This is a genomic window from Methylobacterium sp. 1A, assembly GCF_058072805.1.
This window is the reverse complement of the sequence record NZ_JBYQVE010000001.1, coordinates 2243780-2259847: the sequence shown is the minus strand read 5'-3', so window position 1 is coordinate 2259847 and position 16068 is coordinate 2243780. Positions and strand designations below refer to the sequence as shown.

Here is a 16068-nt window from a genome sequence, read left to right as displayed (position 1 = left end):
GGGGTGTTTGCGGCCCGGCCCGGCTTGTGCAAGAGGGCGGCGGCTGCGATCCTCGCGCCGTCAAACCGGGGCGATCACATCGATGCGACTGGACGAGGCGTCTCCGGCCCCGCGCGTCCTGATCTACAGCCACGATACCTTCGGGCTCGGCCATCTGCGCCGCTCGCGGGCGATCGCCAACGCGATCGTGGCGTGCAACCGCGGCGCCCGGGCGATGATCGTCTCAGGCTCGCCCGTGGTCGACCGCTTCGCCTTCGCGGCGGGCGTCCGGACGGTCAGGCTGCCGCCGGTGACCAAGTTCGCCGACGGCGGCTATGCCAGCCTCGACGGCGCGACCCCGCTGGCGCGCACCGTCGCGCAGCGTTCCGCGATCATCGCCCAGGCCTGCGACGCCTTCCGACCCGACCTGATCATCGTCGACAAGGAACCGGCCGGCTTCCACGGCGAGTTGCTGCCGGTGCTGGAGAAGGCCGCGGCCCGCGACATCCGCCTCGTCCTGGGCCTGCGCGACGTCCTCGACGACGCCGACCGCCTCGTCCCCGAATGGGAGCGCAAGGGCGCGGCCGAGACGATGGCGCGCTTCTACGACGAGATCTGGGTGTACGGGCTGAGCCGGATCCACGAGCCCCTGGCGGCGCTGCCGATGGAGCCCGAGATGGCCGCCCGCATCGACGGGCGCCTGATCTACACCGGCTATCTCCGCCGCGACCTCCCGGAGCGCCGCGCCGGCCGCGAGGAGCCCCCGATCGCGAACGGCCCCTTCATCCTGGTGACGCCGGGCGGCGGCGGCGACGGGGCGGCCCTGATCGACTGGGTGATCGCCGCCTACGAGGCCGATCCCGCGATCCCCCTCCCCGCGCTCATCGCCTTCGGTCCCTTCCTCGACGCCGGCATCCGCGACGGGTTCATGGCGCGCATCCGCCGCCTCGGCGACCGGATCGCGGCCATCACCTTCGACAGCGAGATCGAATTCCTGATGCGCAAGGCCGCCGGCGTCGTCGCCATGGGGGGCTACAACACGTTCTGCGAGATCCTGTCCTTCGACCGCCGGGCGATCCTCGTGCCCCGGACCGAGCCGCGGCGGGAACAGGCGATCCGGGCGCTGGCGGCCGAGCGACTCGGCCTCGCGCGGGTGCTGATGGAGGCGGAAGGCCGGGCGCCCGGGCGCATGGCGGCGGCGCTCCGCGACCTGCCGGGACAGGACCCGCCGTCGCGGGTTCTGGTGCCGGGTCTCCTGGACGGCCTCGACGCGGTCGCGCGCCGCGTCCGGGCGCTGACCGCCCGCGGCGGCGCGGACGTCGCGGCCCGACCGTACCTGCAGGCCTATTCGTGAGCGCCAAACGGGTCGCCGTGGTGCTGAAGGGCTATCCGCGGCTCTCCGAGACCTTCATCGCGCAGGAGTTGCTGGCGCTGGAACGGTGCGGACTGGCTCTCGAGATCTGGTCCCTCCGGCGCCCGACCGATCGGGCCCGCCATCCGATGCACGCGCAGATCCGCGCGGAGGCCGCCTACCTGCCCGAGTACCTGCGCGACGCGCCGCTGCGGGTGCTCCGGGGCGTCGGCGCCGCGCTCCGGCGGCCGAACCTGCCCGCGCTCCTGGCGCTGTTCGCCCGCGATCTCCGACGTGACCCGACGGCGTCGCGGCTGCGGCGCCTCGGGCAGGCCCTGGTCCTCGCCCGGGAATTGCCGGCCGAGGTCGCCCATATCCACGTGCACTTCCTGCACACGCCGGCCAGCGTCGCCCGCTACGCCGCGCTCCTGACCGGGCGCCGGTGGAGCTTCTCGGCGCATGCCAAGGACATCTGGACCACGCCCGACTGGGAACTGGCCGAGAAGCTGCGCGACGCCGAATGGGGCGTGACCTGCACCCGTGACGGCCTCGCCCGGCTCGACAGCCTCGCCCCGGGCCGGACGCTCCTCGCCTATCACGGGCTCGATCTCGCCCGGTTCCCCGACGCGCCGCCGCCGCGCGAGCCGCGCGACGGGACGGACCCGGACCGCCCCCTCCGGCTCCTCTGTGTCGGCCGGCTCGTCGCCAAGAAGGGGCACGACGACCTCATCGACGCCCTCGCCGCCCTGCCCGCGCACCTGCAATGGCGGCTCGACCTGATCGGCAGCGGCGAGCGGCGCGAAGCCCTGGAGGCCCGGGTCGCTGCCTGCGGCCTGGCGGAGCGGGTCCGCTTCCGCGGCGCCCTGGCGCAGCCCGCGGTGATCGAGGCCATGCGCGCGGCGGACCTCTTCGTCCTGCCGACGAAGCCCGCCCCCGGCGGCGATCGCGACGGCCTGCCGAACGTGCTGATGGAGGCCGCGAGCCAGGCGCTCCCGATCCTGGCGACCGCCTTCGCCGGCACGCCGGAATTCATCACCGACGGTGTCCACGGCGTCCTGACGCCGCCCGGCGAGCCGGCAGCGCTGGCCGAGGCCCTGTCGCGTCTCGCGGGCAATCCGGGCCTCCGTCAGCGGCTCGGCGCGGCGGCCCTGGCCCGGCTCGTGCAGGACTTCTCCGAGGAAGCGGCGATCGCGCTGATCGCCGGCCGGCTGCGCGCGTCCGCGGGTCTGCCGCAGGGCGCGGTCGCCCGCGAATCGGAGTTGTCCGCGTGCGCGTCCTGATCGCGGTCACGCATCTGCTCGGCGCGGGGCACCTCACCCGCGCGGCCGCCATCGCCCGCGCCTTCGCGGCGGCCGGCCACGAGACGATGCTGGTCTCGGGCGGCGTCCCGGCACCGATGGTCCGACAGGACGGGTTGCGCCGCGTGCAGCTGCCGCCGCTCCGGATCACCGGCACGGACTTCTCGACGCTGCTGGACCCCGACGGACGCCCGGCCGGGCCGGCGCTCCTCGAACGCCGCCGGGCCCTGATGGTCGACACCCTGGCGGCCTTCGAGCCGGACGCGGTGATCACCGAGCTGTTCCCGTTCGGCCGGCGCGCCCTGGCGGCCGAGTTCCTCGCCCTGGTGGACGCGGCCCGCGCCCGGCGGCCGCGCCCGCTCGTCCTCGCCTCCGTGCGCGACGTCCTCGTGGCCTCGACCAAGCCGGAGCGGATCGCCCTGGCGCACGCGCGTGTGGCGGACCTCTACGACGCCGTGCTGGTGCACGGCGATCCGGCCCTGATCCCCCTCGAGGCCTCGTGGCCCCTCGACGCGGCGACCGCCGCGAAGGTCCGCTACACCGGCTACGTGGACGAGGGGACCGTGCCCGCGCCGGCCTCGCGCCGCTCCGGCGTGGTGGTCGCCGCCGGATCCGGACCGGCCGGGCTGGTCCTGCTGCGCGCGGCCGCAGGCGCGGCCCGGCTTCGGCCGGATCTCGGCTGGCGGATCCTCGCCGGCCACGGCGTCCCCGAGGCCGAGCTGTCCGAGATCGGTCACGGTCTCGCGCTCGGCATCCTCGGTCGCGCCCAGCCGGACTATCGCGCGCTCCTGGCCGGCGCCGCCCTGTCGGTCAGCCAGTGCGGCTACAACACGGCCGTCGATCTCCTCGCCACCGGCACACCCGCTGTCCTCGTGCCCTTCGAGGCCGGCGGCGAGACCGAGCAGCGCCTGCGCGCCGAGCGCCTCGCCGCCCGGGGCCTCGCCCGGGTGCTGCCGGAATCGGAGCTGACGCCCGGGACCCTGGTGGAGGCCATCGCGTCGCGGGGCGTCCTCCCCGCGCCCGGCGATCCCGGGATCGATCGGGACGGCGCAGCGCGCACGGTCGCGCTGGTCGAATCCCTCCGCGGGGGCGAGCGATCGCGCCCCGTCCGGGCTAAGCCGGCCGAGCCGGCCCTCGACGCTCTCCGCCGTGCTCTCGACGCCGTCGCGGCGCGGGGCCTGCGCGTGCCGCTGTTCTGGCGCGACGACGACGCGGTCGCGGGCGGTCCGGACCTCGACCGCCTCATCGGTCTCGCCGAGCACCACGGCGTCCCGCTCCTCCTCGCCGCGATCCCGGCCGGCATCGACGCCTCGCTGCCGCGGCGGCTCGAAGCGGCTGCCGGTGTATCCGTCGCCGTCCACGGCCTCGCCCACCACAACCACGCCCCGCCGGGCGAGAAGCGGGCCGAGTTCGGCGCGCACCGCCCTCTCGACACCCTGGTCGCCGACGCCGCTGCCGGCCTCCGGATCGCCCGGCAGCGTCTGCCGGAAGGCTCGCTGCTGCCTGTCTTCGTGCCGCCGTGGAACCGCGTCGCGCCGGAACTCGCCGCCGCCCTGCCGGATCTCGGCTATCGCGGCCTCTCGGCCGTGCCCGGCCCGTCGATCCCGGGTCTGCGCCGGCTCGATGCCACCCTCGACCCGATCGACTGGCGGGGCAGCCGGTCCCTGCGCGATCCGGAAGCCCTGCTGCGCGGCCTCGCCGCCGACATCGCGGGCGCGCCGGAGCGGCCGCTCGGCCTTCTGACGCACCACCGCGTCCACGACGAGGCCGTCTGGGACTTCGTCGGCGCGCTGGTGGCCAACCTCCTGCGGCACCCGGCGATACAGGTCGTGGATGTTCGGGCGCACTTCGGCGCGTCCGCGATGGACAAGGGGCCGGCGGCATCTAAGTCTCAGGTCTCACAGATCGCGAGGACGGGTTGAGCCCGCTATTGTCCATCCGCGACCTCGCGGTCGCGTTCCGCACGGAGAGCGGTCCGTTCGAGGCGCTGCACGGCCTGTCCCTCGACGTTCACCGCGGCCGCACCCTCGCCCTGGTCGGCGAGTCCGGTTCGGGCAAGTCGGTGACCGCCCAGGCGATTCTGCGGATCCTGCCGCCCTCCGCCGCCATCACCCGCGGTCAGATCCTGTTCCGGGACGGCGAGGTCGAGGCCGACATCGCGCGGCTCCCCTCCGAGGGCGAGGCGATGCGGGCGATCCGTGGCCAGCGCATCGCCATGATCTTCCAGGAGCCCATGACCTGCCTGTCACCGCTCCACACGGTGGGCGACCAGATCGGCGAGGCGCTGCGCATCCACACCGGGGCCGACCGCAAGGAGGCCGATGCCCGGACCGAGGGGGCGCTGGCCCGGGTCGGCTTCCCGGACCCGCACCGCGCCCTGCGGACCTACCCGTTCGAGCTGTCCGGCGGCCTGCGCCAGCGCGCCATGATCGCCATGGCGCTGATCCTGAAACCCGCCCTCCTCGTCGCCGACGAGCCGACCACCGCGCTCGACGTCACCACCCAGGCCCAGATCCTCGCCCTGCTGGCCCGGCTCCAGGAGGAGACCGGGATGGCGATCCTGCTGATCACCCACGACCTCGGCGTGGTCGCCAACATCGCCCACGACGTCGCCGTCCTCTATCGCGGACGCCTCGTCGAGGCGGGCCCGCGCGACACGGTGATGCGCGCGCCGGGCCACGCCTATCTCCGCGCGCTCCTCCACGCGGTGCCGCGCTTCGACATGGCGCCCGGCGAGCGGCTCACGCCGATCCGCCCGGCCAAGGCCGAGATCCCGCCCGGCCAGGCGCCCGCGCCCCTGGCCGGGCCGATCCTGCAGGTGGAGGGGGTGAGCAAGAGCTTCACGCTGCGCGCCGGTCGGCTGTGGCAGAAGCCGCGGATCGTCCACGCCGTGTCCGACGTCTCCTTGAGTTTGGCGGCGGGCCAGACGCTGGGGCTCGTCGGCGAGTCCGGGTCGGGCAAGACCACGGTCTCGAAGATGATCATGCGGGCGCTCCGGCCGGATTCCGGGCGGATCCTGTTCGACGACGGCAGCGGCCCGCGGGACGTCCACGGCCTGAGCGGCGACGCCCTCTTCGCCTATCGCCGCACGGTCCAGTTCGTGTTCCAGGACCCCTACGCGTCCCTCGATCCGCGCATGACCGTCCGGCAGATCCTGTCGGAGCCGATGGAGATCCACGGCGTCCCGGCGGCGGAGCGGCGGGAGCGCTGCCGCGCCCTGATGGCCATGGTCGGCCTGGAGCCCAGCGGTCTCGGCCGGTACCCGCACGCCTTCTCGGGCGGGCAGCGGCAGCGCATCGGGATCGCCCGGGCGCTCGCCCCGAAGCCGCGGCTGCTGGTGCTCGACGAGCCGGTCTCGGCCCTCGACGTCTCGGTCCAGGCGCAGATCCTGAACCTGCTCAAGGATCTCCAGGCCGCCCTGGGCCTCTCCTACCTCATCGTTTCCCATAATCTGGCAGTGATCGACTACATGGCGGACACGATCAGCGTGATGTGCCGGGGCCGCATCGTCGAGGAGGCGCCCCGCGCGGCCCTGTTCCGCCGGCCCGTCCATCCCTACACGCGGGCGCTGCTCGCCGCCGTGCCCGATCCGAGCCTGGACCATCCCCTCGACTTCGCGGCCGTCGCCTCCGACCGCAACGACCCGACCCGCTGGGAGGAGCCGTTCCGCCTGGCCCCCGACGAGGCCGGGGCGATGCGCCCGGTCGAGACCGGACACCGGGTGCGCTTCAGCGCCGCCCACAGTGCGGAGGCCGCGTGATGCAGGCCCGGCCGCCCGTGATGCTGGAGCGCCTGCGCCGCAAGGTGCTGTCGCCGTTCTTCGACCGCCTGGGCTACGACCTCGTCCCGGCCGCCCCCGACTGGACCCACCGGCCGACCTCGCCGCGGGAAGTCGCCACCCTGCTCGAATCGGCCGCCGCCATCCTGGAACGCGATCTCGCCGCCGCCGGCCTCGTCCCCGACGGCGACGTGCTGGAGCAGGTCCGGGCGTTCTGGGCGCTGATACCCACCGCCCCCGTCCGGCAGCGGCGCGGCGGCAGCGGCTTCAACGGCGCGCTGCAGCTCTACGTCGCCATGCGGGCGCTGAAGCCCGACTTCGTGATCGAATCGGGCGTGTTCCGCGGGCTCACGACCTGGGTGATCCGGCAGGCCCGCCCGCAGGCGCAGATCTTCTGCCACGATCCGGACCTGTCGGGCCTGCAGTACCGCGACCGGCAGGCCCGCTACAGCACGGCGGATTGGTCGACCGCCGACTGGTCCATGCTCGACCCGGCGCGGACGGTGGCGTTCTTCGACGACCACGTCGCCCAGGGCCGGCGGGTCGTGGAGGCGCGGGCGCGCGGTCTGACCCGGCTGCTGTTCGACGACGACGCGGCCGGGCACCGGATCCACGCCCATGGCGGCCCCGCGCACCCGACCATCGCGATGATCACCGGGCCCGAGCGCAGCCCGGAGCCGATCCGGTGGACGCGGAACGGCCGCCATTTCGAGCAGCCGGCCGACGACGCCCTGGTGCGGCAGGCCGCCGGGCTGATCGCCCGGTCCCACGCCTTCGACGACCTGCACAGGGCGACCGGCTACTCGCCCGCCCGGCTCACCTCCGTGACGTTGCGGGGCAGCTCATGAAGGCCTGGGACATTCAGGACGGCACCCCGTCCGCTCTCCCGCTGCGGGGCGGGAACGACAGCACCGTGTCCCGCCGCGCCCTGCTCGCCGGGCTCGGCGCCAGCCTGATCTGGTCGCGCGCGCCGTCGCGGGCCTTCGCCGACACCCCGCCGGCCGACGCGCCCGGCCCGCCGACCACCCCCTACGTGGCCGACCTCGCCGCCCACGGACGCCGGCTCGGCAGTGCGGGCGGCACGATCCGCACCCTGATCGCCAAGGCGCGGGACGTCCGCTACCTGTCGGTCTACGGCTACACCCGCCTCGTCGGCTACGATGCCGACCTCAACCTGCGGCCCGATGTGCTGGAGCGCGTCGACGTGGAGGGCGGCCGCTTCACGTTCACGCTCCGCCAGGGCCACCGCTGGTCGGACGGGCACCCGTTCACCGCGGAGGATTTCCGCTACTACTGGGAGGATGTCGCCAACGAGAAGGCCCTGAGCCCCGACGGGCCCGCGGCCTTCTTCCGGGTCGACGGCAAGCTCCCGGAGGTGGAATTCCTCGATCCGGTCACCGTCCGCTACAGCTGGGACCGGCCGAACCCGATGTTCCTGCCGGCCCTGGCGGCGCCGCGCGACCCGCTGATCTACCGGCCGTCGCACTATCTCAAGCCGTACCACGCCCGCTACGTCGGCAAGGAAGCGGCCGACGCGAAGGCCAAGGCGCTGAAGCTCCGCAGCTGGGCGGCCCTGCACAATCGCCTCGACGACAATTACGAGCTCAACAACCCGGACTGCCCGACCCTGCAGGGCTGGGTCCCGCGGACCCGCTCGCCGGCCACCCGGTTCCGGTTCGAGCGCAACCGCAGCTACCACCGGGTCGACACGGCCGGCACGCAGCTCCCCTACGTCGATTCCATCGTGATGGACGTGGCCTCGCAGGGCCTCCTGGTCGCCAAGACCAATGCCGGCGAGGCCGACCTGATGTTCCGCGGGCTGATGATGCCCGACATCCCGAGCCTCAAGGAGGGTGAGGCGGCGCATCGCTACCGCACCAACCTGTGGCCCGTGGCCCGCGGCTCGGAGATCGCGCTCTACCCGAACCTGACCACGACGGATCCGGCGTGGCGGCAGCTCAACCGCGACGTGCGGTACCGGCACGCCCTGTCGCTCGCCATCGATCGGCGCACCCTGAACAACACGCTCCTGTTCGGCCTGGGCACCGAGGGCAACGACACGATCGTGCCCGAGAGCGCGCTGTTCGAGCCCGAGATGCGGACCCTCAACGCCGCCTACGACCCGGCCCGGGCCGCCAAGCTGCTGGACGAGATCGGGCTGACGGCCCGCGACGGTTCTGGCACGCGGCTGCTCCCGGGCGGTCGCGCCCTGGAGCTGGTGGTGGAGAGCGACGGCGAGGCCGAGATGGTCCTCGACGCGCTGCTGCTCATCACGGAGTTCTGGCGCGAGGTCGGGATCCGCCTGATCACCAAGCCGCAGGAGCGCACGAACCTGCACCGGCGCTCGATCGCGGGCGTGACCGTCATGGTCGCCGCCCAGGGCCTCGACCTCGCCGTCCCGACCGCGATCATGCCCCCGACCGAGCTGAGCCCGGCCCAGCCGGAGCATTATTCCTGGCCGCTGTGGAGCATGAACGTCGAGAGCCGCGGCAAGAGCGGCGAGCCCTGCGACGTACCGGAGGTCCAGCGCCTCATCGAGCTCGACCGGGAGTGGCGCCACACCGACGATGCCGGCCGGCAGGCCGCGATCTGGCGCGAGATGCTGATGAACCACGCGCACAACACCTGGGTGATCGGCACGGTGGCGGGCGCGCTCCAGCCGGTGGTCGGCGCCGATCGCCTGATCAACCTCCCGAAGCGCGCCCTCTATTCCTGGGAGCCCACCGCGATGATCGGCGTGCAGCGTCTCGACGAGCTGTTCTGGGACAAGGGCACCGAGACCGGCGCCGACAAGCGCGCGGAGGCCCGGTGATCGTCCAGATCCTCCGCCGCGTCGTCACGATGGCGGTGACGCTGCTGGTCATCTCGGCGCTCGTCTTCGTGATCATCAAGCTGCCGCCGGGCGACTACCTGACCAACCGGATCATGGAGCTGCGGGCCACCGGCGACGCGAGCTCCGTGGCGAAGGCGGAGCTGCTCATCAAGCAGTACGGGCTCGATCGGCCGGTCTGGCAGCAGTACCTGATGTGGATCGGCGTGCTGCCCGGATCGGTCGGGTTCTCCGGGCTGCTCCAGGGCGACTGGGGCTGGTCGTTCGAGTACGACAAGCCGGTGGCGGATGTCGTCGGCGACGCCCTGTGGCTGACCCTGCTGATCAACCTGACGGCGGTGGTGTTCGTCCACCTCGTGGCGATCCCGGCGGCGATCTACTCCGCGACGCACCGGAACACGCTCGGCGACGCCGTCGTCACCCTGCTGGGCTATGTCGGCCTCGCCGTGCCGGGCTTCCTGCTCGCCCTGATCCTGCTGTTCTACGCCAACCGGTGGTTCGGGCTTTCGATCGGCGGCCTCTACGATTCGGCCCTCACCAACCAGCCCTGGACCTGGGAGAAGGTCCGCTCGCTCCTGGCGCACCTGATCGTGCCGACGCTGGTGATCGGCCTCGGCGGCACCGCGGCCATGATCCGGCGCATGCGCGCCAACCTGCTCGACGAGCTGGCCAAGCCCTACACGGTGACCGCCCGCGCCAAAGGCCTGCCGCCCCTGCAGGCGCTGCTGAAATACCCGTTCCGGATGTCGCTCAACCCGTTCGTCGCGGATATCGGCAACCTGCTCCCGCACCTCGTCTCCGGGTCGGTGCTGGTCTCCCTGGTGCTCAGCCTGCCGACTGTCGGGCCGCTGCTCCTCGAGGCCCTGCGCAGCCAGGACCAGTTCATGGCCGGGTTCATCCTGATGTTCGTCGCGGCCCTCACCCTCGTCGGCATGCTGATCTCGGACCTGATCCTGGTCTGGCTCGATCCGCGCATCCGCATGGGCCTGCGATGACTCGCCCCGCGATGACCGACGCGCTGCCCGAATCCGGACACTTCGTCGATCCGGCGCCCTTCGAGCCGGAGGCCCGGACCGAGAGCCCGGTCGCCACGGCCTCCGCGTGGCGGCTCATCCTCCGCAAGTTCCTGCGCCACCGCCTCGCCGTGGCCTCGGCCCTGATCCTGCTCGCGCTCTACGCGACCGTGCCGTTCGTCGAGCAGCTCGCGCCCTACGGGCAGGCCCGCCGCAACGGCGACTTCCTCTACGCGCCGCCGCAGGGCGTGCACCTGTTCCACGAGGGCCGCTTCGTCGGGCCGTTCGTCTACCCCTACCGGGCCCATCTCGACCTCGACACGTTCCGCCGGGACTACAAGGTGGACGCCGCCGCCCCGCAGCCGCTGCGCTTCCTCTGCCGGGGCGACGGCTACGACTGGCTGGGGCTCGTCCGCACCGACCTGCACCTCGTCTGCCCGCCGGAGAACGGCACGCTGTTCCTCCTCGGCACCGACAAGCTCGGGCGTGACCTGTTCTCGCGCATGATCTACGGGGCCCGGATCTCCCTCACCATCGGCCTCGTGGGCGTCGCCATCTCGTTCGCGCTCGGGCTCTTCTTCGGCGGCATCGCGGGCTATTTCGGCGGCGTCGTCGATGCCGGGGTGCAGCGGCTGATCGAGGTGGTGCGCTCCCTGCCGGAGCTGCCGCTCTGGCTCGCCCTGTCGGCGGCGCTGCCGCCGAACTGGAGCCCGCTGCTGATCTTCTTCGGCATCACGGTGATCCTCGGCCTGCTCGACTGGCCGGGGCTCGCGCGGGCGGTGCGCGGGAAGCTCCTGGCGCTGCGGGAGGAGGATTTCGTCCAGGCCGCCGAGCTGATGGGCGCCTCGCCGACCCGGGTGATCGGCCGCCACCTGATCCCGAACTTCATGAGCCACCTGATCGCGTCAGCGACGCTGTCGATCCCGACCATGATCCTCGGCGAGACCGCCCTGTCGTTCCTGGGCCTCGGACTCAGACCGCCGGTGACCAGCTGGGGCGTGCTGCTCAACGAGGCGCAGAATCTCGCGGCGGTGCAGCTCTACCCCTGGCTGCTCCTGCCGGTTCTGCCCGTGCTGGTGACGGTGCTCGCCTTCAACTTCATGGGCGACGGCCTGCGCGACGCTGCCGACCCGTACCACTGACGGGCGCGCGCCGCGCCGTGTGGCCTACCCGGCGAGCGGCAGCGGCGCGATCCGCGTCGGGGCGGCGACGCCCTTGCGCTCGAGGAGGCCCGGCGGCGGCACCGGGGCGTCGATGGTGCAGACCACGCCGGTCGGCTCGTAGCTCAGCACCACCTCGCCGGCGAGCTCGCGCGCCAGACTGCGCTCGATCAGGCGTGATCCGAATCCGGTCCGCGTCGGCTTCTTCACCGGCGGGCCGCCGCGCTCGGACCAGCGGAGCGAGAGCTGCATCTCGTCCAGGCGCCGCACCGTCCAGGCGATCTCGACCGTGCCGCCCTCGGTCGAGAGCGCGCCGTACTTCACGGCGTTCGTGCCGAGCTCGTGCAGGGCCATGGCGATGGACAGCGCGAGCCGCGGCGGCAGCCGCAGGGCCGGTCCCTGAACATGGAACCGCGAGGCCCGGCCGTCGCCGGCCTCCAGCGGCCGGATCGCGTCCGCCACGACGGCTGAGAGTTCCGCCCCCTCCCAGCTCTCCCGGGTCAGCACGTCGTGCACCCGCGCCAGGGCGAGGAGGCGCGCCTCGAAGGCGGCGCGCGCCGCGTCGGCCTCGGCGCCTTCCAGCCCGCGCAGCGACTGGGCCGCGATCGACTGCACCGTCGCCAGGGTGTTCTTCACCCGGTGGTTCAACTCGTGGATCAGGAGCAGGAGGTGCTCCTCGGCGTTCTTCGTGTCGGTGATGTCGATGTTGCAGCCGGTGTAGCCCAGGAAGTTCTGGGCGTCGTCGAGCCGCGGCACGCCCTCGCACTGGAGCCAGCGCACCGCGCCCGTCCGGTCGATCACCCGCGCCTCCGTGCGGAACGGGATCCGGGCCTCGAACGCCTCCGTGAAGGCGCTGCGGAAATTCTCCAGGTCGTCGGGATGCACGATCTGGTGCCAGCCGTCGTCGTTGAACCGTGCGGCCGGCAGCCCGAACAGGTGCTCGAAATGGAGGTTGGCGAAGCTGACCGCGCCGGTCTCGTCGGTCATCCAGATCAGGGCCGGCGCCGAATCGGCCATGTGCCGGAAGCGCGCCTCGGACTCGCTCAGGGCGCTCAGGCCGCGCTTTGTCTCGGCGAGTGCCCGGTCGCGCTCCTCCTCCCGGGTGCGCAGCCGGAGAGACGCCTCCGACAGCACGACGCCGAGCCGCTGGATCTCGTGGACCGGCGACGACACGCGCGGGATCGCCTCGCCCCGGGCCAGGGCAGGCCCCGAAGCGGCCAGCAGCCGGAGGGGGCGCGAGACCCGCGACCAGAGGTTCACCGCCAGGAGCGACGAGGTGGCCAGCACCAGCAGGCCGAAGCCCGCGAAGGCCCAGATCCAGCGCCGCACCCGCGCGTCGACGAGGGCCTGCGGGATGCTGGTCGCGACCATCCAGCCGGTGAGCCGCGAGCGCGCCTCGATCACCACCACCGGCTTGTGCTGGCGATCCTGGCCCTCCCAGACCCCGGGCGTCGACGACTGCACCTGGCGGAGGCTGGCGAGGCGCTGCTTGCCGACCACCGCCTCAGGATCGGGCAGGCGCGCCAGGACAATGCCCGACCTGTCGCTGATCCCCGTCGTCCAGCCCGGTACGACCTCCCGGGACAGGATGCCCTGCAGGCGCGACAGGGGGACGGTGAAGCTCAGAATATAGCCGACCTCGCCGTCGACCATCACGGGCACGCCGACCGCGTAAGTGGCCTCGCTCGGCGTCGGGCCCGGCACGTAGCCGCTCACCATGGCGCGCTGCGTCCCGCGGGCCAGATCCTGGTCGAAGGGTAGCGTCACGATCGGCATCGGCGCGCCGCGCGGCACGCCGGTATTCACCATCTCTTGCCCGTTGGGCCGGCGCAGGAGCACGTCCAGGTCGATCGATTCGCGGACGAGGCGCGCCTGGGCGTCGAACGCTTCGAAGTCGCCCTGCCGGATCCGCGGTGAGGTCGCCAGAGTCTGCAGCACCGACACGAGACCGGCGGTGTCGCGGTCCAGGGACAGGCCGATGCCGCGCACGTTCTCGCGGGCGTCCTGCTCGAACCGTGCCCGCTCGGCGGAGGCGTAGCGCATCAGCAGGATGCTGGTGAACAGCAGGCCGGGGCCGATCAGCGCGATCACCAGCGCGATCAGGTAGACCTGGGTCGAGAAGCCGTTTCGCCCGAAGCGGTGCAGCCGCCGCGACAGCCAGGAACGGCGCGCGGGAATCACCGCGGGGACGCCCGCGCCCTCGGCGTGATGGTCCGGACTCAAGCGGGGTCCGTCCCCGGCCCGCGGTGCCACGCGGGCTCGTCGCCGTTCCCTCGCCTCATGACCGGTCGATATGACCGAGATCGCGTGTCGGGTCGAGGTGGTCGCGCACGCGCTGCTTCAGCGCCTTCACGTCCGGGAAACCGCCGTCGCGCACCCGTTCCCACAGGAGCACCCCGTCCAGTTGGATGTTGAAAGCGCCCCCCGTGGCCGGGACGAGGGCGACCTCGCCCAGATCATCGCGAAACGTCGAGAGGAGTTCCTGCGCCATCCAGGCGGAGCGCAGCAGCCAGTTGCACTGGGTGCAGTACGTGATCGCGACGCGCGGCCGTCCTGGCCTCGCCGCGCCCTCCACCGTCACGTCGCTGCCGGGCTTCGCGCCCGCTGGCCCATCGTGCATGCCCGCACAGCGCACCGGGCCGGCGCCCTTGTCAACCTCACGCACGCGCACGTCGGCGTGCCCCGGGCCGGCGACGGCGGCGCTCCGCCGAGTGCGGTGCGTATCTGGACGCCTGCTCGAACGCTCGTCCGGCTGTCGGCCAACATCGCCGGCCGCGCTTGACGTCGCGGCCCGCCGCGCTCTAGAAGGCCCGCCACCGGGTCGCGACGCCCCCACGGGCGAGCGGCGATGGCGTGCGCTCAGGCGGCACGCCGGTACGGACGGTTAGCACAGCGGTAGTGCGTTCCCTTCACACGGGAAAGGTCGCAGGTTCGATCCCTGCACCGTCCACCATCATCCCCTATCCCCCGAAGGTCTGATCCCGCGGCTCCCCGCGTCGGTTTGCCACCCGAAAAGCGCGTGCTAAGGGCGCTCGATCGGTGAACGCATAAGCTTGGACCCGGCCCGATCCGGGTCGCAGGTCACAGGCAGGGGAAGGGCGGGAACAGCCATGAAGGACATCCTCGACAAGCTCGAAGAGCGGCGGGCGCAGGCCCGGCTCGGCGGCGGTGAGAAGCGCGTCGAGGCCCAGCACAAGCGCGGCAAGCTGACGGCGCGCGAGCGCATCGAACTCCTCCTCGACCACGGGTCGTTCGAGGAGTTCGACATGTTCGTGCAGCACCGCTCCACCGATTTCGGCATGGAGAAGCAGAAGATCCCCGGCGACGGCGTCGTGACCGGCTGGGGCACGATCAACGGCCGCACGGTCTTCCTCTTCTCGAAGGACTTCACGGTGTTCGGCGGCTCGCTGTCCGAGGCGCATGCCCAGAAGATCGTGAAGGTTCAGGACATGGCGCTGAAGATGCGCGCCCCGATCATCGGTATCTTCGACGCCGGCGGCGCGCGCATCCAGGAGGGCGTCGCGGCGCTCGGCGGCTACGGCGAGGTGTTCCGCCGCAACGTCATGGCCTCGGGCGTCATCCCGCAGATCTCGGTGATCATGGGTCCCTGCGCGGGCGGCGACGTCTACTCGCCGGCCATGACCGACTTCATCTTCATGGTTCGCGACACGAGCTACATGTTCGTGACCGGCCCCGACGTGGTGAAGACCGTCACCAACGAGGTCGTGACCGCCGAGGAACTCGGCGGCGCCAAGGTCCACACCACCAAGTCGTCGATCGCCGACGGGTCCTTCGAGAACGACGTCGAGGCGATCCTCCAGATCCGCCGCCTCCTCGACTTCCTTCCGGCGAACAACATCGACGGCGTGCCGGAGCTGGAGAGCTTCGACGACGTCAATCGGATCGACGCGTCCCTCGACACGCTGATCCCCGACAACCCGAACAAGCCCTACGACATGGGCGAGCTGATCCGCCGCGTGGTGGACGAGGGCGACTTCTTCGAGATCCAGTCCGCCTACGCGCGCAACATCATCACCGGGTTCGGCCGGATCGAGGGCCGGACCGTCGGCTTCGTGGCCAACCAGCCGCTGGTGCTCGCGGGCGTGCTCGATTCGGACGCCTCGCGGAAAGCCGCGCGCTTCGTGCGCTACTGCGACGCCTTCGGCATCCCGATCGTCACCTTCGTGGACGTGCCGGGCTTCCTGCCGGGCACGGCGCAGGAATACGGCGGCCTGATCAAGCACGGCGCCAAGCTGCTCTTCGCCTACTCTCAGGCGACGGTGCCGCTGGTCACGATCATCACCCGCAAGGCCTTCGGCGGCGCCTACGACGTCATGGCGTCGAAGCACGTCGGCGCGGACGTGAACTACGCGTGGCCGACGGCGCAGATCGCCGTGATGGGCGCGAAGGGCGCGGTCGAGATCATCTTCCGCAGCGAGATCGGCGACCCGGAGAAGATCGCGGCGCGCACCGGCGAGTACGAGGACCGGTTCCTCTCGCCCTTCGTGGCGGCCGAGCGCGGCTACATCGACGAGGTGATCATGCCGCACTCGACCCGCCGCCGGATCGCCAAGGCCCTCGGGATGCTCCGCACCAAGAAGATGGAGCAGCCCTGGAAGAAGCACGACAACATCCCGCTCTGAGGCGGGCGCACGGGCC

General features: G+C 72.3%; 11 protein-coding genes and 1 tRNA gene. 10 read left to right on the top strand and 2 right to left on the bottom strand.

Annotated elements, in window-relative coordinates; genetic code table 11:
• Positions 1-82: 82 nt before the first annotated feature.
• Genes ACX9MN_RS10990 through ACX9MN_RS10955 form a run of 8 tightly spaced genes read left to right on the top strand, consistent with a single transcriptional unit; the run spans position 83 to position 11391 of the window.
• On the top strand, positions 83-1333 hold the full coding sequence (locus ACX9MN_RS10990) for a glycosyltransferase family protein (RefSeq protein ID WP_042669527.1): 1251 nt from the start codon (positions 83-85) through the stop codon (positions 1331-1333).
• Positions 1330-2610: a glycosyltransferase family 4 protein gene (locus ACX9MN_RS10985; protein ID WP_489724413.1), complete on the top strand. Its 1281-nt coding sequence runs from the start codon at positions 1330-1332 to the stop codon at positions 2608-2610. The genes ACX9MN_RS10990 and ACX9MN_RS10985 overlap by 4 nt, the downstream gene beginning before the upstream one ends.
• The gene (locus ACX9MN_RS10980) at positions 2598-4550 is read left to right on the top strand and encodes a glycosyltransferase (RefSeq protein WP_489724412.1); all 1953 of its coding nucleotides are present in this window, start codon (positions 2598-2600) and stop codon (positions 4548-4550) included. Before ACX9MN_RS10985 ends, ACX9MN_RS10980 begins: the two co-directional genes overlap by 13 nt.
• Positions 4547-6388 (top strand): ABC transporter ATP-binding protein, encoded by a 1842-nt coding sequence (locus tag ACX9MN_RS10975; protein ID WP_026604759.1) that lies wholly within the window; start codon positions 4547-4549, stop codon positions 6386-6388. Before ACX9MN_RS10980 ends, ACX9MN_RS10975 begins: the two co-directional genes overlap by 4 nt.
• A complete protein-coding gene (locus ACX9MN_RS10970; RefSeq protein WP_091676945.1) occupies positions 6388-7254 on the top strand; it encodes a hypothetical protein in 867 nt (288 codons plus the stop codon). The genes ACX9MN_RS10975 and ACX9MN_RS10970 overlap by 1 nt, the downstream gene beginning before the upstream one ends.
• Entirely contained in the window at positions 7251-9218 is a 1968-nt protein-coding gene (locus ACX9MN_RS10965) for an ABC transporter substrate-binding protein (protein WP_091976556.1), read from the top strand. Before ACX9MN_RS10970 ends, ACX9MN_RS10965 begins: the two co-directional genes overlap by 4 nt.
• Positions 9215-10231: an ABC transporter permease gene (locus tag ACX9MN_RS10960; protein ID WP_056528616.1), complete on the top strand. Its 1017-nt coding sequence runs from the start codon at positions 9215-9217 to the stop codon at positions 10229-10231. Before ACX9MN_RS10965 ends, ACX9MN_RS10960 begins: the two co-directional genes overlap by 4 nt.
• A gap of 11 nt (positions 10232-10242) precedes the next feature.
• Entirely contained in the window at positions 10243-11391 is a 1149-nt protein-coding gene (locus ACX9MN_RS10955) for an ABC transporter permease (RefSeq protein WP_489724411.1), read from the top strand.
• Positions 11392-11415: 24 nt separating this feature from the next.
• Here the strand turns inward: ACX9MN_RS10955 and ACX9MN_RS10950 are convergent, their stop codons facing one another.
• Both ACX9MN_RS10950 and ACX9MN_RS10945 read right to left on the bottom strand, forming a co-directional pair.
• Positions 11416-13632, bottom strand: coding sequence for a sensor histidine kinase (locus tag ACX9MN_RS10950; protein WP_489724410.1), 2217 nt, complete (start codon positions 13630-13632; stop codon positions 11416-11418).
• Between the two features lie 55 nt (positions 13633-13687).
• A complete protein-coding gene (locus tag ACX9MN_RS10945) occupies positions 13688-14029 on the bottom strand; it encodes an Rdx family protein (RefSeq protein WP_234082982.1) in 342 nt (113 codons plus the stop codon).
• Positions 14030-14287: 258 nt separating this feature from the next.
• Here ACX9MN_RS10945 and ACX9MN_RS10940 point away from each other — a divergent pair.
• Positions 14288-14362: transfer RNA gene (locus ACX9MN_RS10940), tRNA-Val, on the top strand.
• Positions 14363-14519: 157 nt separating this feature from the next.
• Complete coding sequence (locus ACX9MN_RS10935) at positions 14520-16052, top strand: acyl-CoA carboxylase subunit beta (protein WP_020091972.1); 1533 nt, start codon at positions 14520-14522, stop codon at positions 16050-16052.
• Positions 16053-16068 lie beyond the last annotated feature (16 nt).

Excerpts from the sequence above, each read along its gene's own strand:
- ACX9MN_RS10990 (WP_042669527.1), top strand. The coding sequence starts at position 83 with ATGCGACTGGACGAGGCGTCTCCGGCCCCGCGCGTCCTGATCTACAGC.
- ACX9MN_RS10945 (WP_234082982.1), bottom strand. The coding sequence starts at position 14,029 with ATGCACGATGGGCCAGCGGGCGCGAAGCCCGGCAGCGACGTGACGGTG.
- ACX9MN_RS10970 (WP_091676945.1), top strand. The coding sequence starts at position 6,388 with ATGCAGGCCCGGCCGCCCGTGATGCTGGAGCGCCTGCGCCGCAAGGTG.
- ACX9MN_RS10965 (WP_091976556.1), top strand. The coding sequence starts at position 7,251 with ATGAAGGCCTGGGACATTCAGGACGGCACCCCGTCCGCTCTCCCGCTG.
- ACX9MN_RS10955 (WP_489724411.1), top strand. The coding sequence starts at position 10,243 with ATGACCGACGCGCTGCCCGAATCCGGACACTTCGTCGATCCGGCGCCC.
- ACX9MN_RS10935 (WP_020091972.1), top strand. The coding sequence starts at position 14,520 with ATGAAGGACATCCTCGACAAGCTCGAAGAGCGGCGGGCGCAGGCCCGG.